Raw genomic sequence first — 24,280 nt, forward strand, 5'->3', positions numbered from 1 at the left:
TCTACTCTCGTGAGCTCGTCGCGGCACTGATCAGTGGTTCAGTTCGAGCTTTGCGCAACGATTCTCGCTCGGTCGCCGTCATGCCGCCCCAGATACCGTGGGGTTCCCCGGTCTGGATGGCGTGCACCAGGCATCTCTGCACGACAGGGCATCTGGCGCACACCAGCTTCGCCGAACTCTCGCGCTTCGCTCGCCTGGAGCCGCGCTCGTTCGTGTCGTCGTAGAACAGAGCGGGGTCGGTGTCGCGGCAGGTGCCGGACAGTTGCCAATCCCACTCGTCGGCAAGGGGCCTGGGAGATGTGTAGGAGCGCATGAACATGGACGTTCCCTTCGCTGCGTGACGAACTCGACTCGGATCGCGGATCCAGGTCGGGTGTTAAGGCAAAGCTCGGTCCCGCCGGCCTGAACCGGCGGGACCTTCGAGGCTCCTCCCTCGAGGGGGAAGATTTCGGGGGTACCTCTGGTCGGTCATTACCCAGCCGTACAACTTTTGAATCCCGGTCGTCAGGAATTCTTTTGATCCACGGCACGTCGTTCTGCTGCGGCGACAAGACCACCGGCGATGTCGCGCACCTTGACGTTCCATTCCTGCGACATCTGGACCAGAAAGTCGAAGGCTTGGTCGGCCGAGCACTCACGCTCGGCCATCAGTAATCCCTTGGCCTGCTCGATCAAGGGCCGAGAATCCAAAGCTCTTCTCAGTTCGTCATTTTCCGCGCGAAGGCGGGTGAGGACGTCTGACGCCGAACTGGACTGCTGAGCCAGCGGTCGTTGAACCTCGTATACACGATGAAGCACACCGATGACTCTGCCGTCATCATCGGTGACGGCGGAATTCACCGTATTCCAATATCGGGTGACAAACATCCCGCTCCCGCGCTCGTCGCGCACGTCGTAACGCTGAGTCGGCAGTGTGTCCCGAGTTCGGGACCGCATCGTGCGCTCGAATGACGCTGTCAACGAGAAGATTCCATCGGCAAACGAGTCGTCGGGATTGTCGGGGAAGGCTTCGAACACTTCCACTCGGTGCAATTGATCGAGGCTGCGACCGGATACGGCAAGGTATTCGTCGTTTGCGCCCTGGATACGAAAATCGCTGTCCACGAGCAGAAGAGAAGAACTGCTTGCCGCAAATCGATCGCTACGAACGATCGAGCGGAGAGTGCTCGAACTCATGATTGTGTCGTTTCTGTCCTGTCTTCGACGGTTGCGGCCCCTGATATTTCAGAAGTAGGTGATCGCGAGAACTCCAAGGGCGGTGCCTGCCAGGATCGATCCGAACAACAAACGCTGCTGCAACACGAACATCTGATACTCGCGACGTGTTTGTGTCGAGGTGCCGCGCGAGTCCGCAGACATGCTCTTGCCCTTTCCTGTTGTGGGGAGTGCGGTTTCGGCCGACCCCCGATCGGCCGAAACCGCGGACGGTGCATCAGTTCTGACGCGCCTCATTTGCGGCATCCTGCTCGGTGGACGCGCCTTCGTGTACGAGGCTGCCACCCGAGTTCTCGAGGTGAGCACGAACGAACCACTGGAACTTTTCCAACTGCGCCGTCTGGCCGATCAACATGTCCTCGGTGATCGGATCGATCTTGCCGACACTGTCGATTGCGGTGCGACTGTCGGTGATGATCCCGGTGTAGACGAGGTCGAGCGCAGCGAGGTGCGCACGAGCGTCGTCGCGGCCGACGGAGTAGTCGTCCCACGTTCGATCGCGCTCGATTGCTCCCGCGGTGCCCTTGGGTGAGTTACCCAGTGCCGCGATACGTTCGGCCACATCGTCGGCGTAGCCGCGAACCAACTCCACCTGGGGGTCGATCATCTCGTGCACGCCGATGAAGTTGGGGCCCACGACGTTCCAGTGAACGTGCTTGAGCGTGAGGTGAAGATCGTTGTAGGCGCTGAGGCGTTCCTGCAGAATATCGGCGACGGACGAACCGTCTGCGCTGCTCAGTCCCGGTACGGTGAACTCGGACATATGTTTTCCTCTCGTCTTGATGGGGATCGCCCTCCAGTGGGGCGGTCTCGCGCCATCGTCAATCGGATCGCGTGTCGGTCAGGTTCAGTGCGCGAGTGCTACTGGCTCCTCTGTCACCGGGTCGCCGTACATCATCGCGATTCGGCGCTTGACCTCTTCGGTTGTCAAAGTCGCACTTGCGACAGTGATTCCGATGCCGGTGGTGCTCTCGCCCTGTGTGGGCGGGATGTCGATCGTCGTCATCTTGCTCCCGGTGAAGAGTGTGCCGTGAGGGAGTCGGCTGAACCACCGACTCCGACGTCTGGGTGTTCTGCGCCTTCGAGCTCCAGTTATGGCGCTTTCAGGTGCTACAAAATCTATATCAGCCGATGTAGATAATTGGCAAGGCTACTTCGATTCGCGGGCGAAGGAAAGCGCATTGTGCAATCTTGTCGAAATCGGCTTTGATCTGCCATTTCACGCCTTTTCTGCTCGACGATTCTTGTTGTCAGTGGTCCTGGACACGCTTGAATCTATGTCCTGGGCGTCAGATTCACTGCGTGATGGTGCTAAGGTCGGGTGACGCCGATTGAGACAGCCCACACCGAACTAGGAGGTTCCAGTGACGTCGGAATCCCAGACCCGGGCGCTGCGCGGCGTGTACGGGATCTCAGTGATGTCTGAACTGTCCGGGGTAGGACCTCAGACGCTGCGCCTTTACGAGCGAAGGGGCTTGCTCACACCAACCCGCACCGATGGCGGTACGCGCCGGTACAGCGAGGCCGACCTGGATACGCTCGGACGAATCACCGCGCTGATCGACGACGGAGTCAATCTCGTCGGTATTCGCCTGATTCTGTCCCTCGAAGCCGAGAATGCGGTCTTAGCGGCTCGAATCAGCCAGTTGACCGCCGAGGGTGACTAGTGGTGCTGCTCGAGACGATGCCGTTCAGGATGGAGTTTCGGTGCGGGTAGGGTCGCCGAAGTCCGCGTCGGCGGAGATCTTGTTCCCTGCCGCTGCGATCTGTTCGAGCGCGGCGTCCAACGCATCGACCAACCATTGATGCGACGCCTCCGCGAGGAGGCGATCCGGAGTGTCGGTGTTCTCGGATTGGAAGAACCGCACCAGCCATGATTCTCCGTTGTCGGGTCGATCGGAGAGTCCAGCCGCGGTATTGGTCGCCAGAAGGAACCGGTTGTATTCGAGGTCAACACGAATGGCGTACTCGCCGAACAGGTTCACCACGTTGGCCGGCCGATGAGTAGCGGCAGCGAGCGCAATGAGAGCGTCGTTGTAGGTTTCGGAGTACTTCATCGTGAGGGGCATGGTCGGCCTGTCTTTCTGGGCCGATGCAGCATTGCACGGCTATGTCGAGGAGATCAGTTCGCAGCCGCTGCTTGACGATGAACTGAAACCAATCCTAGCTCGAGTCTCCGAGCGCACTGACGCAAGCCCGTGAGGGTCAGTTGTTGCGCGCAAAGTTCGACTCACGCTCCATGACGAACTGATCGTCCGGAAGCGGTCCGGGTGGGGCAAGCGCAGTCAGGAACGACTCGGCCCACTGATGCACATCGTGTGTCATGACCTGTCGATGCAGCGCAGCCATACGGCGACGGCCTTCCTTCGGATCCTGATGAACCGCGGTCAGGATCGTATTCTTCACGCCGTCCAAATCGTGCGGGTTGACCAGGTATGACTGTCGTAATTCCATTGCGGCACCGGTGAACTCGCTGAGAACGAGAGCACCTCCGAGGTCGCCACGACAGGCCACGTACTCCTTGGCCACCAGATTCATCCCGTCGCGCATCGGCGTCACGAGCATGACGTCGGCAGCGACGAACAGTGCGATCAGTTCTTCACGGTCGACCGGCTGATACAGGTAGTGAACGACGGGGCGGCCGATCTGACTGTGGTCACCGTTGATGCGGCCCACCTGCTCTTCGATGACGCTACGCAGGTCGATATAGTGCTGCACGCGTTCACGACTGGGTGTCGCGAGCTGCACCATCGTGTACTTCTCCGGATCCAGACGATCCTCGTCGAGGAGTTCCTTCAAGGCTTGAAGCCGCAGGTCGATACCCTTGGTGTAGTCCAGCCGGTCGACTCCCAGCAAGATTTTCTCGGGATTTCCCAGCTCTTCCTTCAATTCGCGCGCGCGACGCAGGACCGAATCGCTTTTCGACTGGCGCTCGAGTTCGGCAGAATCGACGGAGATGGGAAAGGCGCCCACCTTGACGACGCGAGAATCGAAATCCACATGCCCGAGCGCACTTCGAACACCGACGCCCGCGGTCGTCGTCTTGAGGCCGAGAAGTTTGCGGGCCAAGAACAGGAAATTGTTTGCGCCACCAGGTAAGTGGAAGCCGATCAGATCGGCGCCCAGCATTCCCCTGACGATCTCCTTGCGCCACGGAAGCTGCATGAAGAGCTCGACCGGAGGGAACGGGATATGAAGAAAGAACCCGATCGTCAGATCTGGCCGCAGCTCGCGCAGCATCGCCGGCACAAGTTGCAACTGATAGTCCTGCACCCAGACAGTCGCTCCGTCCGCGGCGCAACGCGCGGTTTCCTCGGCGAACCGCTGGTTGACTGCGACGTAGGTGTGCCACCACGACCGCTCGAACGTCGGAGCCACCAGAACGTCGTGGTAGAGCGGCCACAACGTGTCGTTGGAGAACCCCTCGTAGTACTCGGCGAGGTCCTGAGAGGTCAGCTCGACGGGAAACAGACGAAGGCCGTCAACCACTATCGGATCGACCTTCTCGTCCGCGACCCCCGGCCAGCCGACCCAGGCGCCATCCCGCTGTCGCAGGATGGGTTCGAGCGCAGTGACGAGCCCACCCGGACTTCGCTTCCAGTTCTTGCTTCCGTCTTCGTCGGTTTCGAGATCGACCGGCAGTCGGTTTGCGACGACGACGAATTCGGAGAGCTTTTCGAGATCGGTACTCACGCCGACATCGGCTCCGCCAGGGTCTCGTCCAGGACGGAGGTCGAGGACAGGTACGCGACTGCATCGGCTGTCGAGTCGGTGTACACGATGTCGGTGTCCATCTTCAGAAGAGACAGCGGACGCCTGACAGGGTGCGCTGCGACGAGCGTCCACGGCACGCCGAGCCTCCGTGCCTTGGCCGACAGAGTCTCGATGATGGAAAGACCTCCGACGGAGATGAACTGGACGTCCGAGCAGTCGAGTACGAACGGGTGTCGCTCACCGATCAGGTCGTCGACGCAGGCAGCGAAATCAGCTCGGGACCGGACGTCGATCTCGCCGCTGACCACGAGCGACTGAATGTTTTCGGCACAGGTCGTCGTGAAGGTGGGGGGACTGTCCGTACGCTCATCTGTAGTTCTCGAAAACTCGTTCATCGAAACTCCTGACGGATTGCTCGAAACGGTTCGTTCGAACGGTCTGGTTCGAAACGGTTTCGTTCGAAACCGGGAAACGGCACGGGAAGCAACGCACGAACCGTGCTCGTCTTCAACGGCTGGGTACTCAACCGTGCTGAGTGCCTACCTTACCGCATCGCGAAAACCCAGGTGAAAAGCGTTAGATCCGTACGGATTTCAAGGTCCCGTGAGCGTCGGCCCACGGGACCTTGGTCCCGAGGTTTAGACCTTCCGGGATCAGTCGGTGTCAGTCGCCGGGCCGGTGCTCGAGGCTCCGCCCTCGTCGGCCCACGTACGTTCGCCCGACGGATCGGTCTGAACGTCCTTGGGTGCGGAGTCGGAGCCGGTTCCCGGACCGTGGTCGGTGCCGGTGGTCTGCGGCTCGTCCGTCTGATCCGTGCGGTCGGTGGAATTCTGTTCACTCATGGTGCGCGTTTCCTTCGGGAAGTCGTTGTTCATGTACTTGTCGTTTCCTGCTCACCCGCGAGGGGTACTCAGTAGGGGGTAGTGCGTCACGTCGAGCCAGTGCGTCACGTCGAGTCCATACCGGCAAAGTCAGCTGTCACCGAAGCAGGAGATTTCACGTGAACCATATGACCGTGACGACCGAACACCTGCGTGCACTGCTGGGCAGTGGCCCCCATTCGGAACTGGTAGCGGTCGGGGGCGAGATCGAGATCTACGTCCCCGATGAAGAAGGGTTCGGTCTCGAGGGTATCTCGCTTGTCACTCGCGAGCAGTTGGCCGAACGTCTACCGTCCTCACCCGACAATCCCGACGAAGGTGAACTACGTATCGCCGCAGAATCGTTGAGCGAGATGATCGCCGAACTCGGCGGTTGAACTCCGAAGTTCGGGGCAGCCGACGTCAGATCTGCGGGATCGGATCCGGAGGGTACGGGTTCGGTGGCGTCGGAGTCGGTGGCACGGGCGGCGGATTCATCGGATCGGGTGGTGTCGGCGCCGGTGGTGTCGGCGGCCCCGGGTCGGGGGCGGGGCCCGGATCCGGTGGTGGGGGAGTGGTCATGAGTGCCGGGTTCCCAAACACTTGCCGAACAAACACCTAGTGTTCGGAGTGGCTTTTGGTGTTCGCTTCGGCAGGTAGATCATCGACGATGTCGACTACGGCGACGTGGATGCTCTCTGCAGAGACCGGTGGGTCCGTGTCGCCGAGGATCAGGTGAACGACGTCCACGACGGTGAACCGAACCCGGTCCGACAGTTCGGCCAGATCCACTCCGTATGGCGCTGCCAGTTCGATACGTAGTGAACGTATTTCGTGGCCGTCGACGAAGAACTCGATGCTGCTCGGCGAGCAGTGGTGCCGAGAACGTATCTCGGCGGCCAAGTGGGTGCGGAGTACGTGATCGCTCACCGACACAGTGCCTAGACGTGGACCTTCCGACGCGTGTGCGTCGAGCGGCCAACCGGACGCCGAGGTCGACCGTAGCGCCCGGATCACCTTGTCGCTGATTCGATCCCAGCCCGGCTCGGGAGCGTTCCGCAGGACGTCGGATGCGTGCGCCATCAATGCGTCGGTTCGTGATTCAGTCATCGCCACCTCGTCATTCGTTCACTCAGGTTAGCCCGTGCACGATGGTGATGCCCGCGCACCGCATCCGGGGTGAGTCTTAGAATCTTGCCGATTTGAACGAACGTGAGCATCTCCACCTCTCGCAGCGTCCATGCCGCACGCTGGCGATAAGGCAGTTCACCCAACGCTTCTTCCAGTGCCTCGAGGAACGCGGAGTTCGAGGTCGTGTCGAACGGGCCGGCCTCGGGAGACGGCACGAGAGGATCGAGCAATCTGTCGTCGATCGGTTGAGCTCTCTTGATTCGATAGCTGTCCACGATCTTTCGGGAACAGATCGCGAAAAGCCATGTTCGCATCGACGATTCGCCACGAAACGAATCGAGTCGACGCCAGGCGGCCACGAAGGTGTCCTGGACTACCTCGAGAATGTCACCTTCGTCTGCGAGCATGCGACGCGCATAGCGGTGAAGTGCAGGTCCGTAGTAGTGCACCAGTGACTCGAATGCTTCTCGGTCGCCGAGTATCGCAGCGTTCACTGTCGCGGTGTCCAAACCGTCAGGTGCTTCGGTGAGCCCCTGTGTATGCGGTAACGCCACAGTCGCTCCTCTCGCGGAAATGCGGAAAACTCGGCTGCGTTCGAAGATTGTTCGCCCGGCCGGGGCGTTGAATGTTACGGACAGTAACTAACAAGTGTCAGTGATGCACGTCACCTGACTGGGGCATTCGGTTTTGCCTTCGAGTGACGACTACACAGGTAGATCGATCAACAGGAGGAGATGACAATGGTCAGCACGCAGGTTGCGACAGCATCTACGAAGGATGTTGCATCATCGAACGACTCGGCTCTCGTGAGTTCGCAAGGAAAGACGTCGATCGCCGACACCGTTGTCTCGAAGATTGCCGGCATCGCTACGCGAGAGGTGAGCGGCGTGTACGACGTCGGCGGCGGAGCGTCGCGGGTTGTCGGGGCACTGCGCGAGCGGATCCCCGGCGCGAGTGTCAACCACTCCCAGGGAGTATCGGTCGAGGTCGGCGAAAAGCAGGCAGCGGTCGACATCGACATCGTGGCCGAGTACGGCGTATCGCTCGCCGATCTGGCCACCGGCATTCGCCGCAACGTCATTGCGGCGCTCGAACGGATGACCGGACTCGAGGTGACCGAGGTGAACATCACGGTTCACGACGTTCACCTCGACGAGGGCAGTGACGACGAAACCGGCGAGCCCAAGACTGCACGGGTGCAGTGAGTTCCGAAATCGCCGACACCATCGCGGCGGCTGTGACGGGGATACCTGGGGTCGCCTCGCTTCATGCCGGAATGTTCGGCGAGGTTGGCACGTACCTCCCCGGTCGCCGCGTCGTCGGCGTGCGGGTGACGGAGTCGTCGACAGACATCCATGTGTGCATCTTCGCCGACGCCGCCGTTCGAGACACGGCTTTACGTATCCGCCAAGCGGTTTCAGGACTCGTTACAGGCCCCGTGAACGTGACCGTGGAAGACGTAGTCGGTCGTGCGCACGATGCCTGAGCACTCTCGGGGTTCAGTTCCCGATCGACGATCCGCACGCCGAGAGGCGATCAGGAGCTACCACCCCGACGTGGGCGGATCTGCCGACGCGCTCAATCGAGCGCTCGAACGCGTCGACCGGGACTTCGCGTCCCCGATCGGTGTGGGTGTGCGCAGGACACTGCGCGGCACGATGCGGCAGATAGCGAAACCCGCTCGGACCCAGTACACGCGTTTGCGCGCTCGGTTTCCGGGTGCCAAGACCTACACCGAGATCTGACTCGCACCAACGAACATCATCCACAACGGAGGATTCACATGACCACCTCGACTGTCGGCCTACTGGCAGGACTACTTCTCGGAGTCGCAGCTGCTGCAGGCGGTTTCACCGGATTCCTCATCGCTCTGGTTCTCGGTGTGATCGGATACCTCGTCGGTGGTCAGCGTGACGGCGAGTTCGATCTCGGTGTGATGCTGAAGGGTCGCGGACGTGGCTGAGACAGCTCGACCGGAGTCGTCTGTGCTTGCCGAGCCGGGCGATCGTGGAACGCTGACGATTCGAGACAGAGTCGCGCAGAAGTTGGTTCTCGAGGCGATGCGCGGGACCCCGGGGGTGCGTCATCACGCCGGCGGCATGGACAAACTGACCGGGCGTGAACTGCCGAGGGCGCGAGTGCTGGTATCCGGCAAGCGGGTACGGGCCAAGGTGGACATCGCGATCGAGTGGCCCGGATCCTTGTCGGTCATCGGTACAGCGGTGCGAGAGAACGTGACAACCCAGTTGCAGTCTGTATCGGGCCTGGACGTAGACGGCGTGGACGTGGCGATCGTGAGCGTTCTCCCGGCATCGACCACGCGTGACGCGGGAAGGAAAGTGCGATGACCGCCGACAAGGTCGCACCACCCACTGCCTCGAGGGCTGCTGCTCCTGTTCCCCTTGCGGCGCCCGGATCGGCCGTCACGGGATTCCTCATCGCCGCGGCGCTACTTGCGCTCGGCGTGGTCGGCGTCCGCGACGCGCTGGTGGATACCGGCGTGATCACCGGGTCGCAGTGGATACCAAGTGCTGCCGCATATGTGGACGGGCTCGCGTACCAGGGTTGGATGTTGCCGGCGGGGATCGCAGCCGTCGTTCTCGGCCTGTGGTTCGTCATCCTCGGACTCGAACCGCGACGAAAGACTGCCAATGCCTTGGTCGGAGTCGCGAATACGTGGATCGATCCCGTCGATGTAGCGGCGATAGCGTCTGTTCGCGTCGAGTCACTGGCCCAGGTTCGATCCGCTTCGTCACACGCGACCCGGCGCAAGCTGGAAGTGAAGGCCTCGGTCACGCCCGATGGAGCCGCCACCGCTGAATCGGAAATCCGTGCGGTGCTGGGGGACTTGGCCGGGTCGCTGTCACCATCGCCGCGAATCAAGGTTCGTATCCAGACGGGATCGCTGTCATGACTCGGACGGCGACGGCGATGGATCGCGTGGCGACATGCGTCGTGGGGATGCTCGCGATAGCGGTGGGAGTTGCAGCGATCCTGTGGAATCGCGACGTGATCAAGGATTTCCCGGCGCGTATCGAGATCCCGTGGGCTGAAGATCTTGTCGATCACTCGTGGTGGCCATGGGCTGTCGGAGCTGGGGGAGTACTGCTAGTCCTCCTCGCGTTGCGGTGGTTGATCGCGCATGTGCCGCTGCGTCGGGTGAAGGAGATCGCCGTCCATGGGTCGAACTCACACAATTCCATCACCGCGGATCTGGGTGCGGTGGCGGAAGGGGCGAGCGCATCACTGGAGGACTTCGACGAAGTGTCGCGTGTCCGAGGAAAAGCGTTGCTCGATCGTGGAGTTCGCACGATCGATTTGCGAGTGACATTGAGACGTAGCGTCGTATCCGGATCGGAAACGTTGTCCGAGCTGATTTCTCGCGTCACCGACACGGGGGATCAAGTCGCTGCGGTGGTCGGTGATCCATCCATCGCGACCAGAACTCACATCGCCGTGGAAAGCGCGAAACACGATGAGCCGAGAACTCTCTGATCAATCGAGGTTTGAGCCTCCCGGTGACCGGGTATTGGTAGACCTCCCGATCGTGCACAGAGTCATGGATGTTGCTGTGGCACTGTGTGTCACGTTGCTCCTTGCGACCGTGACCTCGATGGCGATCGCGATCGTAGTGACGCTGATCATGTGCGCGTCGGTGAGTGTCGTTTCTCGTATGTGGTGAATCGCCAGTCATTTTGGTTCTGTCGTGAACACCTGATAGAAAGGTAAGCAGACAATGTGGCTGCTACTGAGTGCACGATCCCCCGCGTCGTGCGGCGGAGAGTCCGGTTGTGTGCAAACACAACCCGCGATCACGGTCTAGTTGCGCGGGCCGATCGCTCGGAACTCTCCCTTCACCGGCAGTCTCTCATTGCGCCGTCCCTTACCTCAAGGAGTCACAATGCTCTCACTCGGAATCATCGCCTGGATCATCATCGGTGGACTAGCGGGTTGGATCGGCAGCAAGATCATGAAAACCGATGCGCAGCAAGGGATCTTCCTCAACATCGTTGTCGGTATCATCGGCGGTCTGATCGGTGGTTTCCTGCTTCGAGTCTTCGGCGTCGATGTCGAGGGCGCGGGCTGGATCTTCAGCTTCCTCACTTGCCTCCTCGGCGCTGTCATCTTGCTGTTCCTGGTCAAGGCAGTCACCGGAAAACGCTGACACGCATTTGTCCACGCAGTTCGAGTTCGACTGAATCCACGGCCGAATCCCACGGCCGAATCCCACGGCCGAACCCAAGAAGGAGAAATACATGTCTGACTTCATCGACAAGGCAAAGCACCGCGCTGAGGATCTCATCGGCGAGGCGAAGGAAAAGTTCGGAAACGCCACGGGCAACGATGATCTGGCTGCCGAGGGTGTTGCCGATCAGGGCGAGGCGAAGGTCAAGAAGGCCGGAGACACTGTCAGTGACAAGGTCTCGGATATCAAGGACAAGTTCACAAGCTGAGTGAGCTTCAGCGCGGTTGATCGGCACGTCCGGTCAACCGCGCTTTTGTGTGCCTCCCCGGCCGTTGCGGCTACCGCGATACGCGAACTTGCGCGTTTCTGCGAGCCACTCCGGAAGCATGCGCATGTGGGCCGGTGTGTTCAGAATCGGATCGAAGGACGGCTGGAGGCAATCCGGGTGGTCCTCGACTTCGTCGAGACAGAGATGCCCGATCGGTATCAACTGAAGTTGAATTCTCGCGAGGTACACGGAGAAGTGCAGCGGGGAATGATCGACCGCAGCTTTCAATGCAGACAAAGAAGTGCCGGCCGGATGGACACCGCGCGGTGTCACGATCAGCCACGCCGCGGCACCGCCCGCGCGTGAGTAAGGAACCAGTGTGCTGTATCTCGCGCCGTTCCACGAGAAAGCCGGAGCTGGAAACATTTTCGAGAAGGTAGAAAGTCCTGATGTTGCGAGAAGAATGTCCCACGGGTTTTCATCTGCGCCGACATCGTGCAACCGAAGCGCCAGGCCGAGTACGTCGGGTAGGTCTCCGGGTGTTCCGAGGGCTTTCGACATTCGAGCGGTGACGGTAATCGTCGACGACTCCGATACCGGCCACCATGGGGTGGCCGGCTTCAATGTTCCCTTCAGCTCGATCCCGTGAGGGTGAAAAACCCTGGCCATGCGCAGCGATGATGCGAAGTGGAACGGCGCACCGACCAGCTTCCCGATCGCACTCTTGCCGGCGGGGATGATCGAATTGATCGTCACAGCTTCCTTTATCTGAGAATTCTCCGCCCGTGAAGCGCCCGGACTGGACGGACGTTCAGGCGTATTGACGGGCTTTTCAGTGGCGTCTTTCGACTTCCCAGTGGTGGTGATTGCTAATCATGTGACATGCCGTAACAAAAGTCTCGCCCGCCGGGATAATTAGCCAAACGCATAAATTGGTCGTTATGGTTTGTTTGTCCGTAACGGTGCGATCGGACCTGCGACCGTCGCGAACTGGCGAGATTGCTACTCGTGATTTGTGTTTGGTGATTGCGCGGAAACAAGAAATGTCGAGGAGACACGCTGATGGGCCACTCTCGAACCTGGCTGACGCGCGCGCTGGCAATGCCGGTGGCTGTCGCGGTCACTTTGTTGCTTCCGCTCGGCAGTGTCGCCTCCGCCCAGGATTTCGAGGACGACGCAGATACTTCGGTGGCCGCCGCAGCCACAACTCCGATCTCCTTCACCGAACTCGGACGAGGAACAGACATCGTGTTCTCCTCCGATGACGCACCCGTCTTGGTGACCGTGCCGGTGCCGGACGGACTCACCGCAACAGCCGTGACCGGAATCCTGACCGCCCCGACCGACTTCAGTAGGGGTTGGCTCGAAGTGACTGCGGACGGCAGATTGGTGAGCCGCGTCGACTTCGACGCCGGGCAGGCCGGAACCGGCCTACCGATTTCGGTTCCGTTGCAAGGTCTCGAAGTGGTCGACCGGAGCGTGACCGTGTCGATGATCGCTCACCTCGTTCCCGTCGACGACCGCTGCTACGACCGAACGAGATACCAGCCCCTTGCGCTCCGGGATGCCTTTGTCGCCTACGACGGTGCCGAGCAGCAGCCCACGACTGTTGCAACCTTCTTTCCGCCGATTTTGAGGAAGGCAACCATCTACGTCACGGATGGTTCGTCACGGTCACAGCAGAGTGCGGCTCTGCAGCTGAGTGCAGCGATTGTCAACAAGTACGGAAGTCAGCCTGACGCCGTGGTGGTGGAACAACTGCCGAACGGCCAGAGTCTGCCGTCCGCTGAGCCGGGACTGTTCGAGAGAGCTGTAGTACTCGGCAACAGTGGGGACGCCGGCATCGATCTCGCGGCTGCTCCGAATGGTGCACCAGTGCTGCGAATTTCAGGGGACGACAAGACCCTCGTTCCTCAGGTCAGTCTGTTGGCGGCGAACTTCGACGGCTACTGGGCGGCGAGCAGGGCGCTCGCGTCACCGGACAACACAGTTGCCCAGATTTCCCAGGACGCCATCACCGTCGGTGAGCTGAAGCTCGGAACGTTGACGGCTTCCGGTCTCAATCACATCGAGGTCGACGTCCCGTTCAGCCAGTCGCAACTGGGGCGTCCGATGAAGGACGTGTCGATCCGAATGATCGGTTCCTATGTACCGCTGCCGAATTCACGCAACGGAGAACTGTCGATTTCGCTGGGGGACTCACGGCTTGCTTCGCAGACGGTGAACGAGACAGGGCGCTTCGACATCGGCGTCGATGTTCCGAACGAACTCCTGCGTCGCGACCTGACCTTCGAAGTCTCGATGGATGTGACCGGCGACTTCCAATGCGGCACCAGTAGCCCGTCTTCGCTCACTGTCGATCCGGCAAGCACCATCACGTCCACTACCGGATTCCCGCCGACGCCTGGAGGATTCCAGGCATTACCGCAGTCGATGCTGCCCACACTCGATGTCGGTTTGAGTCACGGTGATTTCGCAGATCTCGTTCGCGCGCAGCGCCTCGTTGTGGCGATGCAGCGGTTGAGCTATCTGCCGCTGCAACCGCGTGTGCTCCCGTTCGGCGACGCGGCGACCAGTTCGCTGCCGGCGTTGTTGATCGCGGCGGACGGGAAGCTTCCCACTCCGGTGGCTCTACCCATGGACACAGCAGATCAAGGGCTCCTGCGCTTGCAGGGTCTGGAATTCGGTGGACAATACGGTGCCTTGCAGGTGGTTTCGGGTTCGCACAACGAAGTGGTGGCGCTGACCTCTGAGGGTGATGCGGCCGATGCCGACGGTCTGCTCAACTGGTTGGAAGGTGGGAAGGACCGGTTCGCAGAACTGACCGGCGATCTCCTGGTCGCGCCTCGAGGAAGTGAGCCCTTCGATGTCGGAGTCAACGTCGCCCCGTTGGGCACCGCGACCTCGGCCGAAGAGGAGACCGGACTGAGCGCGGTCACGATCGGCTGGATCGGATTCGGGACCGTGGTTCTGATCGCTGTTGCCGTCGGTGGTGTGCTCGTGGCTCGGCGTCGCGGACAGTGACCGTCACCGATCGCCCGGCCCTGTCCGTCGCGGTCCACGATCTACCGGGCCGCAAGCCATGGCGGATGTTCGTCGCGCTCTTCGCGATCTACACCGCGTTGGGCGTGTGGATGAACGCGGGTATCGGGTTCATCTTCACCGATTCGCTCAGCCGCGTCGCCGCGGTGTCGGCGATGCTGCTCAGCCGTGATCCGCACTTCGCGGCGATCGGGTTCGTGTTCACCCCGTTGACGGCGGCAGTCCAGATTCCGATGGGCCTGATGGGTCATTGGTGGCCGGATCTGCTGCGGTGGAACATCACTGCGGTCGTGATGTCCGCGGCCTTCATGGCTGGTGCTGTGATTCAGGTACGTGGGATCAGCCGCGACCGTGGGTGTGCGCGATGGGTCACCGTCGTCCTGACCGTGCTGTTCGCTGTCAACCCGATGATCGTCATGTACGCGGCGAGCGGAATGAGCGAAGCTCCGTTCCTCTTCTTCGTTCTGTGGGCGACACGTCGATTGATTCGGTGGATGCGAAGCGACGACGTACACGACCTCATCGGTGCCGGCCTCGCTTTCGCTCTGGCGTACCTCACCAGATACGACGCATTGGCCCCGCTGTTCGTCGCGGTGGTGCTGGTGACCGTGGTGAGTTGGCTTCGTTTCCGTCCGACTGCTGAGGAGCGCGGCGAGGGCGCGGGGCCTGGCTTGCGGCTCTGGGCAGCAGCCCTCGACGGTGCCGTAGTGCTGATGCCGGGATTCCTTGCCTTCGCCTTGTGGTCGTTTGCCAGTTGGCTCATCACAGGTCAAGCGTTCCAACAGTTCTCGTCGGTCTACGGGAACAGTTCCATCCTGGAGCAGGCTGGTGCCGGAACCGACTCACCGATCGCCCGTCTTGCGTTCTCGATTACCGAAATGGCCGTACTCGGCCCGGCGCTCCCGGTGCTCGCGGTCCTTGCAATCATCTACGCACTTCGGCGGCGCGACACCGAAGTGGTCGTGCCTCTTGTGTTGTTCGGCGCCATCCTCGGTGCCCAAACCTTGCTCTACGTGATGGGATCGACGTTTCCCCTTCTGCGCTTCTACATTTCGATCATTCCGCTGTGTTTCGTGTTGGTCGTCCTGATCGCACCTCGCGGAGCGCCGGTCGTCACGCGTCGACCGGGGGCTGCTGCGTCACGCTCGGTATCGACGTACCCCGAGCAGTCGGGACCCTCTCTGCCCCTTGTGATCTCTCTGTGCTTGCTGGTCGGGTCGACGCTGGTCACGTTTGTCGCGATGGGTAATGCGCGGATCGCAGTGCTCGAGCATTCCATTGCCAGTGCGATCATTCCGGGCCGGCAGAACCTGGAGGAGCAGACGAATCTGCGCACGTTTGCGGCCGAGCGTCGCATCGCCAGATACCTGGACGACTTGGCTCTGCCGGAGGGGTCGGTTCTGCTCGACACCGTGCAGAGCTATGCCGTCGTGGCGTCGTCGAACAACCCTCGGCAATTCGTCGTGCCTTCCGATGCGGACTTCGTGCGCGTACTGAACAACCCCGCCGAACATCACGTCGAATACATCCTGTCGGTGCCGAACACCGGTCGCGGTGTGTCGGACGCGGTCAATCGGCGCTATCCGACGATGTACGACACCGGGGCCGGCGGTGTGGGAGCGCTGGTACTCGAGGTTCCCAACGACGGCGGCATGGACCCTTCGGCCTGGCGTTTGTATCGCGTCACCGGTGAACGGCAAACGGGTCGATGAGGCAATTCGTGTGGGAGGATTGTCCGTATGACGTGGATGGTTGTAGATGTCTTCTGAAGAAGTGCGTCCGCGTGTGCCTGGCACAGTGCGTCGCCGTATCGCTGCCGCTGTAGTCAGCTTTGCAACCGTCGCGGTGGTGACAGGAATGTTCACGACGCCGGTGGTTGCCGATTCGCCCAAGACGGTTCGGGTGGGAGCGTCGTCGAGCGGACTGACGCTCGACGGACAGCCATGGTGGCCTACCGGGCTGAATGCTTATCAACTGGCCACTGATTGGTCGGTGAACTTCGGCTGTGGCGCCATGGTCGATCTCGATGCCTACTTCGGTTCTCTGCCACCGAACTCCGTCACGCGTTTCAACGCGTTCCAGGCGCTCGCGGTGAACAAGGTGTCCGGGGAGATGGATTTCGGCCCGATGGACGCGGTGTTCGACGCTGCGGCGCGACACAATCAGTTCACGATTCCGGTGCTCTCACCCCAGGACAGCGGGTGTGATGACGGGCTGTTCAAATCCAGGGACTGGTACACCGACGAGTGGAAGGTCGCGAACCTGATCCCAGGTCGAGCCACCATGAGCTTCCAGGACTGGATGCACACCGCCGTCGACCGTTGGAAGAACGAGCCTTCCGTCGCGGCGTGGGAATTGGTGGGGGAGCCGGAACCGAGCCTGTGTACCGATGCCGCCTGCAATTGGTGGACAAGAACGTGCCCGTCTGATTCCGCGCAGGTGTTGCGGGAGTTCTTCGACACGGCAGGCGCCGAACTTCGGGCGATCGATCCGAACACCCTGATCACGGCCGGATACGTCGGGGGCGGTCAGTGCGGCACTGCGGGTGACGACTACCAGTACGTGAGCGAGTCCGACTTCGTCGACGTTCTGCAGTATCACGACTACGGAGCAGACGGGGTTCCGCTTCCGGGCGACCAGTGGAACGGACTGGCGCGTCGCATCGAACAGGCCGCGAACGTCGGGAAGCCGTTGTTGGTCGCCGAGACAGGCGAATTGGCAGGCAGTTGTGAATCACTGGCGACCAGAGCCACGAATATCGAGACGAAGCTGACGGGGCAGAAGGTGGCCGGTACGGCCGGAGCTCTCCTGTGGGCATTCGTGCCGGATCCACGGCCGAACGAATGCACAATGGATATCGGGCCTGACGATCCACTCTTCGACGTGATTGCTTCACTGGCAAGTTAGGACACTGCTAGTAGTCCACTGGGAGTTCCATCCAGTGGGAGTATGGTCACGATTTGATAACAACCTGAATCTGGTGTTGTGGCGTGATGACCGTATTTCGTTCGTATTCAATGGTATTCAGTGGCATTCACCTGTGGATAACCGAACTTGAAGACGGGTGAAGTCGCACGGGACCATCGATGCGACGCTTCCAGGACCTTCGTCCGGGTCGGCTGGGGACGGTCCGGTTGAGGTGCTGAGTTCGGAAGTTGTGTCGTACCTGTCTCTTTGGCCAGTTGCTACGTCCCGCCGTGGTCAACGTCGAAATACGATCACAACCGTTCGCCGCGGTAACGGGTAGTGCGCGGAGTGCGGCGTGCCCCTCGTGGAAGTGACATCGAGGGGTGGTGTGTAGCTCTCGCGCGCAACGAATTCCGAGTTCGAGTCAACTTGCGGCGGCATCGGCCGCCCGGTAGACCTTGTGCGCAGGCTGTACATGCGATGTGAGCTTTCGGTCGTCGAAATGAGGGGACGACCGCTGCATGCGCGTAACGGTAAGTGTGTGGAGCATCGTGTGAGCGGAGAGGTGAACGATGACTGGGTGCGCTGAACGGCCTTTCAAGACTGCTGTGGTGCCGGCTGCCGGGATGGGGACTCGTTTCCTCCCGGCCACCAAGACGGTTCCGAAAGAGTTGCTCCCCGTGGTCGATACACCCGGGATCGAGCTGGTCGCAAGCGAAGCGGCGCAAGCAGGCGCGGAACGTCTGGTAATTGTCACTGCGCCGGGCAAGGCATCGGTCGTCGGGCATTTCGTCGAGGACCTGGTGCTCGAGGGCAAGCTCGCCGCCAGCGGGAAGCACCATCTACTCGAGCGTGTGCGTCGGGCCCCGGGCCTGATCTCGGTGGAGCCGGTTGTGCAAGAGTCTCCGCTGGGATTGGGACACGCTGTCGGTCTGGTCGAATCGGTGCTGGATGCGGACGAGGACTCGTTCGCGGTGCTGCTTCCCGACGATCTGGTCCACCCCTGCGGCATTCTCGACGCGATGGCGAAGGTACGTGTCGAGCGTGGTGGTTCTGTGCTGTGCGCGTTCGACGTCGCGCCCGATCGTGTTGGGGCCTACGGAGTATTCGACGTCCAAACACCTGTGGAGGGCAGCGATCCCGATGTACTTGCCGTCGTCGGCATGGTCGAGAAGCCGGCTCCTGAGGATGCTCCGTCCACTCTCGCCGCGGCCGGACGATACCTTCTCGATCGCGCCGTGTTCGACGCGCTCAGACGAATCTCACCCGGGCAGGGTGGCGAACTACAACTGACGGATGCGATAGCGCTGTTGATCGCGGAGGGGCATCCGGTTCACGTCGTCGTCCATCACGGAACCCGCCACGATCTTGGTAACCCGGGAGGCTTTCTGCGAGCATCTCTCGACCATGCGCTCAGTCGCACCGAGTACGGACCGGAGTTGCGAGTCTGGCTGAAGGAACGATTGGATCAGCCGGATCCGCAGTTGACGTACTGAATAATGCCGTCCATGACAGCTGAGGTCGAAATATGTTTTGGTGCACGAGAATCTGCACCATGTTCGGCTAGCGCGTATGTGAATGTCGGTAGCCCGGATTCATTCACTTTGTCGGTCGATACCGCGTCGGGTGAGTTCGTCCACCAGGGACTGTGTCGAAATCGTCGCGACGATCGACGGTGGAGTCATCCCCGGCTCCGCTTCCTCAGAGGTCAGATAACCGGCGGCTACGAGGACCTCCATGATCGGAGCGTCGAAGACCTGACATGCCGTCCGCATCGTGTCCTGCGTGGGAGGGCGTTTAGCCGACAGCCATCGACTCAGCTCGGAAGGTCGAATCTTCAGCGCACGCGCAGCTTCCTGGATGTCGCCGAACGAGCGAAGTTCCAGTTGATTCTCGACCCATGCGGAGAAACCACTCATAGCGGTCATATTGCCTGAGCCGAGACGTATATGCCACTTCCTTTCGGCCACGAGTCGAGGACAATTGGATATCTGCCATGTCGTGGCAAAGTTTTGCGTCGACGATTCGCTTATTTGCAGTTACGCGACGTTGCCGACAGAGGATGACTTCTGCGCTGAGCGGGGATTATTCAGCCCGGCGTCGGCGAAGGGTGAAATCGAGGGTGAAATGCAAAAAATTCGATTGTCGGAAGCAGGAACTCAATGACAACGCCGAGTCAAGTCAGACCTCAAGGTCTTCGGAATGATGCCGCTTCGACGGCAGGGCGAACAGGCAGAATTCCTTTGTCGCCGACTACCGCTGTGTGGATGGCGATCGCGATCGCAGTTCCGATATACCGCTCGTTGCCCGGCGCCGTCACGCAGTTGTGGGCGATGGCAGTGCTTGCGGTCATCGTGGCGTCAGTAGCGCTGGGACGAGTTGCTCGGCCGCAGTTTGTCGGCGTCTGGTTGACCGCCGGCTACGCCGCTCTCGTCGCAACGGTAACAGCGACGCGTGGCAATGATATCGGCGGAAATCTTTATGTTGGAATCCAACTTTTCATAGTTCTCGGGCTCGGAATATTTGTGATGGTCGCCAATGTCCGGCGTGATCCGGGTTTTGTCAGGCGTGTATGCATTGCGTTCATAGCAAGCCAATCGGTTTCTGCTCTGGCCGCCGCTATCCAATTGGCCGGTTCATCCGTCTTCGGTTTCGGTGTTGTGAACGGTCGTGCTCCAGGTCTGGCAGGTCACCCGAACGTTCTGGGCATCATGTCCTCACTTGCGCTGATTCTGTGCCTGGGGGCTGCAGTGCGAAAGGTAGGAAATCGGGTCGTTCTGGTGCTGATATCGATTGTGAACGCGGTGGGACTGCTGGCAACCGGTAGTTTGAGTTCGTTGTCGGCATGCGCGATCGGATTGATCGTCGTGGCGATTTCTTCGCGAGTGAAGATCACCACCATCGTCAAGAGTTTTGTCGGCGCCTCTGTTCTCTTCTGGGTCGCAATCACCTACACCGAGTTCGGAAAGCACCTGGAGACGCCGGCCGATCGATACCTTCAGGTCACAGGGCAGACCAAAGCCGTCAGCACACTCGAGATCCGTAACGACACTTACGGATTCGCTTGGGATGCTATTCGCGCGCATCCGCTGTCCGGGGTGGGTCTGAACGCTGCCAATGCGGCCTCGTTCGACAACGTCACAGTCGTCCACAATGTGTTTCTACGGTCTTGGTACCAAGGCGGGGTGGTGCTTGCCCTGGCTGTGGGACTCATCATCTGCGCGACGGCATTGGTTGCGTTCAGATCGATGAAGTCCGGCAAGAACGCCGCCGCGGCCGGCGTGCTGGTCGCGATGATGACATTCGCACTGACCTCGGCATTTTTCGAGCAGGCGTACTACTGGCTACCGGTCGTACTCGCGTTTGCATGTCTTTCGGCCGGCAGTGATCGGACCGCAAGCTTCAAAGCTCACCCGCGCAACAAGAGTTGATCGGGAATTGAGCTTACGTGTTCAAGCCATGGAAGGTCTTCTCCCAGTAAGACGGGTTGCGTATCAACTGATATGTGCCTTTGATGGCTGCGATGCTCATCAAGACCCAGTAAAGCGGAGCGGTCAGGCAAGCTATCAGCAGCATAGGATTTCGCGTCTCTCGGCATGCCACCAGGTTCATGTAAAGGACTGCGGCGTTACCGAATACGAGTGACACGAGGGCGGGAAAATAGACGTAGTTGGGAAACACGTCGTGGATGACCTCGGGCTGGCCGAGAATCCAACCCAGACTGATCAGCCAGAACGCCATGTTCAGTGTCGCCACAATGGGTGTCCCCGCCATCAAGATGGTGAAGCGTAGAAATCCGACCGTGCCGAGTCCGCGCCACAGTTTCACAGGTTGACGCATGTGAACCAACCAAGTCTGCAGGTAACCCTTGTACCAGCGTGAGCGTTGTCGGATCCAGTTGATCGTGTCGCTGTTGGCCTCCTCCAGCGTCGTCGAGTTCAGAACAGCGGTCCGGTAGCCGCTCTCCGCGATGCGAACTCCGAGATCTGCGTCCTCCGTGACGTTGAAGGGGTCCCAGGCGCCGATCTCGTCGAGCACACTTCGTCGAAGGTGATTGGACGTGCCTCCCAAGGGAATCGGTGACTGACTGCGCATCAGTCCTGGGAGGATGAAATTGAACCAGAGGGCGTAGTCGGCCGTGAACCACGCGGTCAACAAATTCTGAGTCCCGTTGTGAAATGCGAGTTTCGCCTGAACGCACGCGGTATTCGATGGAAGCTTCGCGAAGGTTGCCACCACACGGCGTAACTGGAGCGGATCCGGTGAGTCCTCGGCGTCGTAGATGGTGATTATCTCGCCCGTAGAGAAGTGCAATCCGTAGTTGCAGGCTTTGGGTTTGGTGCGCGGATCTGCAGCAGGGACCTTCAAGATACTCACCACGGCATCGACTCCGGCGGCAGTCGCCGCGTCGATGGTGACGGTGTCATCCTCTTCGAGGAGCAACAGCACCTGCAATTTGTTCGAGGGGTAGTCGATCGCACGCATAGCGGAAATCAGGTCTCCGACTACTTCCGGCTCGTTGTACGCCGGCACAAGGATTGTGTAGTGCGGTAGTTCTTCATCGGAAAGCGAGCTTGCCTCCTGATCGCTGATCGTCACGATCGAGGAGGCATCCAGACCTCGTGTGAACAGCACTAGGCGATCCACCATCGCCCATACGTACCCGAGCGTGCATGCCAATGTGAGAACGATGAGCGTGGGAGTAAGGAAGAAGACCAGACACACAACGGTGATCACGAGAATCAGGAACAGGATGTTGCGCTGCCACGGATAGAACGCAACTGATGCCGACGAAATCGGTTTACGTTCACGCAGTCCGTTCACAGCATCGTGAAGTGCAACTCGTTTGAATTCTTCCGAGCTTTCGTCCTCAACCGAGAGATCGGGATCTACCACTTCTGTGCCTCCACGACAAGCCTTCCGAGGGACTGGAGCATACCTAGATCCTTGTACTGAGATTCGCTGTCGACAGTAGATATCCTGCCTCTGAGTAGAACTGCCAAGGTGTTGCTTCCATTCGAAGCCATCGATGGTTTCGGTTCGGGGAACAAGGCATTCGGTTCATGATTGTCCACTGTCAAGAGTGTGACGCGTTGTGCGGCACCGTCGCCGCGTGTCCACACGAAATTGAGGTTGCTCCAGGTGAGTAGGAGGGAGTCGTCGACAACTGTGTACATTTCCGCGACAACTCCACGAGTCAACTCAACTCGTACGGTGGGGCTGACACGTGCGTTCTGGAGATCATAGGTTGTATTGCTCGGATAGACAGACAGAGTAGACGGGCGACGCACTTGAACAACGTCCATTTGGACGGTGCGTGGTCGCATCTGGGTGTCCCAGGCAGGGTTGGGTGTGTCAGCACGAATTGTCTGGCGAGTGAGTGCCGAGGTGGAACCGAAGTATTTTCTCGGCCAATCGTATTCGTCGGTTGAGATCTCACGCCAACCGGCGGGGACGATGAGGCGTGGATCAGCAGTCGCCGGCGGACCTACTGAGACCGGAACGCTCTGAGTGGTGGGCACTGGCGTAAAAAACATCACGATTGCCGCGGCGAACACCACCAGGATCGTCCAGTTGCTGGTTGACGTCGAGGGATTCCGGAGCGGACGGTCGAACGGCTTCCATGACCTTCCACGTCGCTCGTACAGGTAGAAGAACCCGCCTACCAGTAACGCACTACCTATTGCTGGTAGCAGCTGGACGCTGAACAAGGGTGCAGTCGGGTACTGCCGCGAGAGGTAGTAGACCAAGGCAGCACCCAGGACGGACGAAGCGACGAACCCGGCGAATCCCCGTCTCCAGGTCCTACTGACGGCGATCGTCGTTGCGGCCGAGGCGACCAGCACCATGATGATGCTGTAGTCGAATCGCGTGCCGCCGAGTTCGGTCGCCAGCGTGCGGTAGATGAGCGGCGCCAGGACGATCGGAACAACCCAGATTGCCCAGTAGCGGTTCACCGGACGCAGCCCGAACATGAGAACCGCTGCGCTCCAGACAAATACCCATGCCGCGATTACATCGATATGCATCAATTCATAGTTCTCGGCAAAACGTGGCATGAGGAGTGCCTGTAAACCCAGAGAAACAAGTAAGCCGATACCACCGACAATCTTGTCCGTCTCACGGTCGTGGATCGGAAGGTCCGGGCCGCGTCGCAAATCTGTTCCGACGGCGGCTATCAGGCAGAGCAAAGGGAGGACAAAAACGTATCCGATGGCGGTACCGCTCGCGGTGCTCCTCCACAAATTGGTCCAGGTGGGCCAGAAAGCAAAGATTGTCGCGGCTGCAATCATCAGCCAACGTACTGTGAGGCGGGGGATAATTCCCGACTGCGTGCGTAGGTCGCGAATCTTCAAGATATGTAGTCCTATTCGAACTGGTCGTCCACTCCGGCTGTGTCGGCTGCAGCGAGGTTGTGTCAGCGAACCCGACTTTGGTCGACCTTACGTGATCGATCACAAGGTGCGAATCCGAGCACCGGCCGCTGCGGAACGGCCGAAGCGGGGCAGAAATCCCACATATTGAGACGAAGGAAAATTTTCTTTTCGGAGCTTGCTTGTTGCGAACTGGACGAGTGACCTGATCTTGTTTCGATGTTGAAGCCTGTATCAGCAAGGGCTGTAGGGCTATTCGCCTTCGAATTGCACATCGAATCGGCAATAGGGACCAAGATCCCTGCCGGGGACGTAGGTCCCCAACGGCGCAGGCACCTTATGTCGGCGAAAGTCATTGCGTTGGTTACCAATGGAAATGATCCTCTATTCAGGCCGTATCGGTAATGCGTTGCCCTGTGGCAACCGCCTACTGACGAGTAAGGTCCTTCGCTTTGCCGCACTTTCGTCGAAGTAACGCGATAGTTGCCTCTGAATCGATCTTTCGTTCTGTTGTTCCAGGCGCTCCGCCTCCGAACGGTGAGAGGCAAAGCGCTTGCGTTGCGGCCACATTGGAATAGGTAGG

Annotated in this window: 32 protein-coding genes; 17 read left to right on the forward strand and 15 right to left on the reverse strand. The window is 60.1% G+C overall.

The window, feature by feature from the left end:
- Position 1 precedes the first annotated feature (1 nt).
- The 5 genes from P0M12_RS18640 to P0M12_RS18660 form a co-directional block, all read right to left on the reverse strand.
- Positions 2-319, reverse strand: a complete 318-nt coding sequence (locus P0M12_RS18640; protein ID WP_003943622.1) for a WhiB family transcriptional regulator — start codon at positions 317-319, stop codon at positions 2-4.
- A 185-nt stretch (positions 320-504) separates the two neighbouring features.
- Entirely contained in the window at positions 505-1,176 is a 672-nt protein-coding gene (locus tag P0M12_RS18645) for an ANTAR domain-containing protein (protein WP_007726556.1), read from the reverse strand.
- 48 nt (positions 1,177-1,224) lie between these two features.
- Complete coding sequence (locus tag P0M12_RS18650) at positions 1,225-1,452, reverse strand: hypothetical protein (protein WP_007726557.1); 228 nt, start codon at positions 1,450-1,452, stop codon at positions 1,225-1,227.
- On the reverse strand, positions 1,433-1,978 hold the full coding sequence (locus tag P0M12_RS18655; protein ID WP_003943731.1) for a DNA starvation/stationary phase protection protein: 546 nt from the start codon (positions 1,976-1,978) through the stop codon (positions 1,433-1,435). Before P0M12_RS18655 ends, P0M12_RS18650 begins: the two co-directional genes overlap by 20 nt.
- A gap of 84 nt (positions 1,979-2,062) precedes the next feature.
- The gene (locus P0M12_RS18660) at positions 2,063-2,221 is read right to left on the reverse strand and encodes a hypothetical protein (RefSeq protein WP_003943664.1); all 159 of its coding nucleotides are present in this window, start codon (positions 2,219-2,221) and stop codon (positions 2,063-2,065) included.
- Between the two features lie 358 nt (positions 2,222-2,579).
- On the opposite strand from P0M12_RS18660, the gene P0M12_RS18665 reads away from it, so the two are divergent.
- Positions 2,580-2,882: a MerR family transcriptional regulator gene (locus tag P0M12_RS18665; RefSeq protein WP_003943719.1), complete on the forward strand. Its 303-nt coding sequence runs from the start codon at positions 2,580-2,582 to the stop codon at positions 2,880-2,882.
- 24 nt (positions 2,883-2,906) lie between these two features.
- Here the strand turns inward: P0M12_RS18665 and P0M12_RS18670 are convergent, their stop codons facing one another.
- The 4 genes from P0M12_RS18670 to P0M12_RS18685 all read right to left on the reverse strand — a co-directional run bounded on the left by P0M12_RS18670 (position 2,907) and on the right by P0M12_RS18685 (position 5,771).
- Positions 2,907-3,284 carry a hypothetical protein gene (locus P0M12_RS18670; protein WP_007726560.1) on the reverse strand — a complete coding sequence of 126 codons (378 nt, stop codon included), beginning with the start codon at positions 3,282-3,284 and terminating at the stop codon, positions 2,907-2,909.
- A gap of 136 nt (positions 3,285-3,420) precedes the next feature.
- Entirely contained in the window at positions 3,421-4,908 is a 1,488-nt protein-coding gene (locus P0M12_RS18675; RefSeq protein ID WP_158170314.1) for a trehalose-6-phosphate synthase, read from the reverse strand.
- Positions 4,905-5,324, reverse strand: coding sequence for an STAS domain-containing protein (locus tag P0M12_RS18680; protein WP_007726563.1), 420 nt, complete (start codon positions 5,322-5,324; stop codon positions 4,905-4,907). The genes P0M12_RS18675 and P0M12_RS18680 overlap by 4 nt, the downstream gene beginning before the upstream one ends.
- A gap of 258 nt (positions 5,325-5,582) precedes the next feature.
- Positions 5,583-5,771, reverse strand: coding sequence for a PI-type proteinase (locus P0M12_RS18685; RefSeq protein ID WP_233272367.1), 189 nt, complete (start codon positions 5,769-5,771; stop codon positions 5,583-5,585).
- 167 nt (positions 5,772-5,938) lie between these two features.
- On the opposite strand from P0M12_RS18685, the gene P0M12_RS18690 reads away from it, so the two are divergent.
- The gene (locus P0M12_RS18690; protein ID WP_007726566.1) at positions 5,939-6,187 is read left to right on the forward strand and encodes a hypothetical protein; all 249 of its coding nucleotides are present in this window, start codon (positions 5,939-5,941) and stop codon (positions 6,185-6,187) included.
- 220 nt (positions 6,188-6,407) lie between these two features.
- Here P0M12_RS18690 and P0M12_RS18695 read toward each other — a convergent pair whose 3' ends face one another.
- Positions 6,408-6,899, reverse strand: coding sequence for a hypothetical protein (locus P0M12_RS18695; RefSeq protein WP_207624484.1), 492 nt, complete (start codon positions 6,897-6,899; stop codon positions 6,408-6,410).
- Positions 6,896-7,474 (reverse strand): RNA polymerase sigma factor, encoded by a 579-nt coding sequence (locus P0M12_RS18700; RefSeq protein ID WP_007726571.1) that lies wholly within the window; start codon positions 7,472-7,474, stop codon positions 6,896-6,898. The genes P0M12_RS18695 and P0M12_RS18700 overlap by 4 nt, the downstream gene beginning before the upstream one ends.
- Before the next feature lie 186 nt (positions 7,475-7,660).
- Here P0M12_RS18700 and P0M12_RS18705 point away from each other — a divergent pair, with 186 nt between their 5' ends.
- The 10 genes from P0M12_RS18705 (at position 7,661) to P0M12_RS18750 (ending at position 11,374) form a co-directional block, all read left to right on the forward strand.
- Positions 7,661-8,125 (forward strand): Asp23/Gls24 family envelope stress response protein, encoded by a 465-nt coding sequence (locus P0M12_RS18705; RefSeq protein ID WP_003943699.1) that lies wholly within the window; start codon positions 7,661-7,663, stop codon positions 8,123-8,125.
- A complete protein-coding gene (locus P0M12_RS18710) occupies positions 8,122-8,406 on the forward strand; it encodes a hypothetical protein (protein WP_042452304.1) in 285 nt (94 codons plus the stop codon). The genes P0M12_RS18705 and P0M12_RS18710 overlap by 4 nt, the downstream gene beginning before the upstream one ends.
- 70 nt (positions 8,407-8,476) lie before the next feature.
- Entirely contained in the window at positions 8,477-8,665 is a 189-nt protein-coding gene (locus P0M12_RS18715; protein ID WP_007726577.1) for a hypothetical protein, read from the forward strand.
- Between the two features lie 38 nt (positions 8,666-8,703).
- The gene (locus tag P0M12_RS18720) at positions 8,704-8,883 is read left to right on the forward strand and encodes a hypothetical protein (protein ID WP_003943629.1); all 180 of its coding nucleotides are present in this window, start codon (positions 8,704-8,706) and stop codon (positions 8,881-8,883) included.
- A complete protein-coding gene (locus P0M12_RS18725; RefSeq protein WP_158170313.1) occupies positions 8,876-9,268 on the forward strand; it encodes an Asp23/Gls24 family envelope stress response protein in 393 nt (130 codons plus the stop codon). The genes P0M12_RS18720 and P0M12_RS18725 overlap by 8 nt, the downstream gene beginning before the upstream one ends.
- A complete protein-coding gene (locus P0M12_RS18730) occupies positions 9,265-9,834 on the forward strand; it encodes a DUF6286 domain-containing protein (protein WP_158170312.1) in 570 nt (189 codons plus the stop codon). The genes P0M12_RS18725 and P0M12_RS18730 overlap by 4 nt, the downstream gene beginning before the upstream one ends.
- The gene (locus tag P0M12_RS18735) at positions 9,831-10,415 is read left to right on the forward strand and encodes a hypothetical protein (protein WP_158170311.1); all 585 of its coding nucleotides are present in this window, start codon (positions 9,831-9,833) and stop codon (positions 10,413-10,415) included. Before P0M12_RS18730 ends, P0M12_RS18735 begins: the two co-directional genes overlap by 4 nt.
- A gap of 64 nt (positions 10,416-10,479) precedes the next feature.
- On the forward strand, positions 10,480-10,602 hold the full coding sequence (locus P0M12_RS18740) for a hypothetical protein (protein ID WP_256520448.1): 123 nt from the start codon (positions 10,480-10,482) through the stop codon (positions 10,600-10,602).
- Between the two features lie 219 nt (positions 10,603-10,821).
- The gene (locus tag P0M12_RS18745; protein WP_007726586.1) at positions 10,822-11,085 is read left to right on the forward strand and encodes a GlsB/YeaQ/YmgE family stress response membrane protein; all 264 of its coding nucleotides are present in this window, start codon (positions 10,822-10,824) and stop codon (positions 11,083-11,085) included.
- A gap of 91 nt (positions 11,086-11,176) precedes the next feature.
- Complete coding sequence (locus P0M12_RS18750) at positions 11,177-11,374, forward strand: CsbD family protein (protein WP_007726588.1); 198 nt, start codon at positions 11,177-11,179, stop codon at positions 11,372-11,374.
- A gap of 33 nt (positions 11,375-11,407) precedes the next feature.
- Here P0M12_RS18750 and P0M12_RS18755 read toward each other — a convergent pair whose 3' ends face one another.
- A complete protein-coding gene (locus P0M12_RS18755; protein WP_003943634.1) occupies positions 11,408-12,130 on the reverse strand; it encodes a hypothetical protein in 723 nt (240 codons plus the stop codon).
- 306 nt (positions 12,131-12,436) lie between these two features.
- Between P0M12_RS18755 and P0M12_RS18760 the strand changes: the two genes are divergently transcribed.
- The 4 genes from P0M12_RS18760 to P0M12_RS18775 all read left to right on the forward strand — a co-directional run bounded on the left by P0M12_RS18760 (position 12,437) and on the right by P0M12_RS18775 (position 18,819).
- Positions 12,437-14,398: a hypothetical protein gene (locus tag P0M12_RS18760; protein WP_054187561.1), complete on the forward strand. Its 1,962-nt coding sequence runs from the start codon at positions 12,437-12,439 to the stop codon at positions 14,396-14,398.
- Positions 14,395-16,128 carry a glycosyltransferase family 39 protein gene (locus tag P0M12_RS18765; protein ID WP_003943618.1) on the forward strand — a complete coding sequence of 578 codons (1,734 nt, stop codon included), beginning with the start codon at positions 14,395-14,397 and terminating at the stop codon, positions 16,126-16,128. The genes P0M12_RS18760 and P0M12_RS18765 overlap by 4 nt, the downstream gene beginning before the upstream one ends.
- A 46-nt stretch (positions 16,129-16,174) precedes the next feature.
- Positions 16,175-17,323, forward strand: coding sequence for a cellulase family glycosylhydrolase (locus P0M12_RS18770; protein WP_054187559.1), 1,149 nt, complete (start codon positions 16,175-16,177; stop codon positions 17,321-17,323).
- 572 nt (positions 17,324-17,895) lie between these two features.
- Positions 17,896-18,819 (forward strand): UTP--glucose-1-phosphate uridylyltransferase, encoded by a 924-nt coding sequence (locus tag P0M12_RS18775; RefSeq protein ID WP_058038947.1) that lies wholly within the window; start codon positions 17,896-17,898, stop codon positions 18,817-18,819.
- Between the two features lie 99 nt (positions 18,820-18,918).
- On the opposite strand, the gene P0M12_RS18780 is transcribed toward P0M12_RS18775, so the two are convergent.
- Entirely contained in the window at positions 18,919-19,242 is a 324-nt protein-coding gene (locus P0M12_RS18780) for a helix-turn-helix transcriptional regulator (RefSeq protein WP_223304618.1), read from the reverse strand.
- Between the two features lie 348 nt (positions 19,243-19,590).
- On the opposite strand from P0M12_RS18780, the gene P0M12_RS18785 reads away from it, so the two are divergent.
- A complete protein-coding gene (locus P0M12_RS18785) occupies positions 19,591-20,754 on the forward strand; it encodes an O-antigen ligase family protein (protein ID WP_064443233.1) in 1,164 nt (387 codons plus the stop codon).
- 13 nt (positions 20,755-20,767) lie between these two features.
- Here P0M12_RS18785 and P0M12_RS18790 read toward each other — a convergent pair whose 3' ends face one another.
- Positions 20,768-22,219: a glycosyltransferase gene (locus tag P0M12_RS18790; RefSeq protein WP_058038950.1), complete on the reverse strand. Its 1,452-nt coding sequence runs from the start codon at positions 22,217-22,219 to the stop codon at positions 20,768-20,770.
- Positions 22,213-23,679 (reverse strand): hypothetical protein, encoded by a 1,467-nt coding sequence (locus P0M12_RS18795; RefSeq protein WP_231917221.1) that lies wholly within the window; start codon positions 23,677-23,679, stop codon positions 22,213-22,215. Before P0M12_RS18795 ends, P0M12_RS18790 begins: the two co-directional genes overlap by 7 nt.
- Positions 23,680-24,280: the final 601 nt, after the last annotated feature.

The sequence above is a fragment of the Rhodococcus sp. RCBS9 genome, from assembly GCF_029457415.1.
GTDB classification, from domain to species: domain Bacteria; phylum Actinomycetota; class Actinomycetes; order Mycobacteriales; family Mycobacteriaceae; genus Rhodococcus_F; species Rhodococcus_F qingshengii.

Bases quoted from the DNA above. Each gene is read 5' to 3' on its own strand.
- P0M12_RS18640 (WP_003943622.1), bottom strand. From the start codon at position 319: ATGTTCATGCGCTCCTACACATCTCCCAGGCCCCTTGCCGACGAGTGG.
- P0M12_RS18645 (WP_007726556.1), bottom strand. From the start codon at position 1,176: ATGAGTTCGAGCACTCTCCGCTCGATCGTTCGTAGCGATCGATTTGCG.
- P0M12_RS18650 (WP_007726557.1), bottom strand. From the start codon at position 1,452: ATGAGGCGCGTCAGAACTGATGCACCGTCCGCGGTTTCGGCCGATCGG.
- P0M12_RS18655 (WP_003943731.1), bottom strand. From the start codon at position 1,978: ATGTCCGAGTTCACCGTACCGGGACTGAGCAGCGCAGACGGTTCGTCC.
- P0M12_RS18660 (WP_003943664.1), bottom strand. From the start codon at position 2,221: ATGACGACGATCGACATCCCGCCCACACAGGGCGAGAGCACCACCGGC.
- P0M12_RS18670 (WP_007726560.1), bottom strand. From the start codon at position 3,284: ATGCCCCTCACGATGAAGTACTCCGAAACCTACAACGACGCTCTCATT.
- P0M12_RS18680 (WP_007726563.1), bottom strand. From the start codon at position 5,324: ATGAACGAGTTTTCGAGAACTACAGATGAGCGTACGGACAGTCCCCCC.
- P0M12_RS18685 (WP_233272367.1), bottom strand. From the start codon at position 5,771: ATGAGTGAACAGAATTCCACCGACCGCACGGATCAGACGGACGAGCCG.
- P0M12_RS18690 (WP_007726566.1), top strand. From the start codon at position 5,939: ATGACCGTGACGACCGAACACCTGCGTGCACTGCTGGGCAGTGGCCCC.
- P0M12_RS18695 (WP_207624484.1), bottom strand. From the start codon at position 6,899: ATGACTGAATCACGAACCGACGCATTGATGGCGCACGCATCCGACGTC.
- P0M12_RS18705 (WP_003943699.1), top strand. From the start codon at position 7,661: ATGGTCAGCACGCAGGTTGCGACAGCATCTACGAAGGATGTTGCATCA.
- P0M12_RS18720 (WP_003943629.1), top strand. From the start codon at position 8,704: ATGACCACCTCGACTGTCGGCCTACTGGCAGGACTACTTCTCGGAGTC.
- P0M12_RS18730 (WP_158170312.1), top strand. From the start codon at position 9,265: ATGACCGCCGACAAGGTCGCACCACCCACTGCCTCGAGGGCTGCTGCT.
- P0M12_RS18735 (WP_158170311.1), top strand. From the start codon at position 9,831: ATGACTCGGACGGCGACGGCGATGGATCGCGTGGCGACATGCGTCGTG.
- P0M12_RS18740 (WP_256520448.1), top strand. From the start codon at position 10,480: ATGGATGTTGCTGTGGCACTGTGTGTCACGTTGCTCCTTGCGACCGTG.
- P0M12_RS18745 (WP_007726586.1), top strand. From the start codon at position 10,822: ATGCTCTCACTCGGAATCATCGCCTGGATCATCATCGGTGGACTAGCG.
- P0M12_RS18750 (WP_007726588.1), top strand. From the start codon at position 11,177: ATGTCTGACTTCATCGACAAGGCAAAGCACCGCGCTGAGGATCTCATC.
- P0M12_RS18760 (WP_054187561.1), top strand. From the start codon at position 12,437: ATGGGCCACTCTCGAACCTGGCTGACGCGCGCGCTGGCAATGCCGGTG.
- P0M12_RS18770 (WP_054187559.1), top strand. From the start codon at position 16,175: ATGTCTTCTGAAGAAGTGCGTCCGCGTGTGCCTGGCACAGTGCGTCGC.
- P0M12_RS18775 (WP_058038947.1), top strand. From the start codon at position 17,896: ATGACTGGGTGCGCTGAACGGCCTTTCAAGACTGCTGTGGTGCCGGCT.
- P0M12_RS18780 (WP_223304618.1), bottom strand. From the start codon at position 19,242: ATGAGTGGTTTCTCCGCATGGGTCGAGAATCAACTGGAACTTCGCTCG.
- P0M12_RS18785 (WP_064443233.1), top strand. From the start codon at position 19,591: ATGGCGATCGCGATCGCAGTTCCGATATACCGCTCGTTGCCCGGCGCC.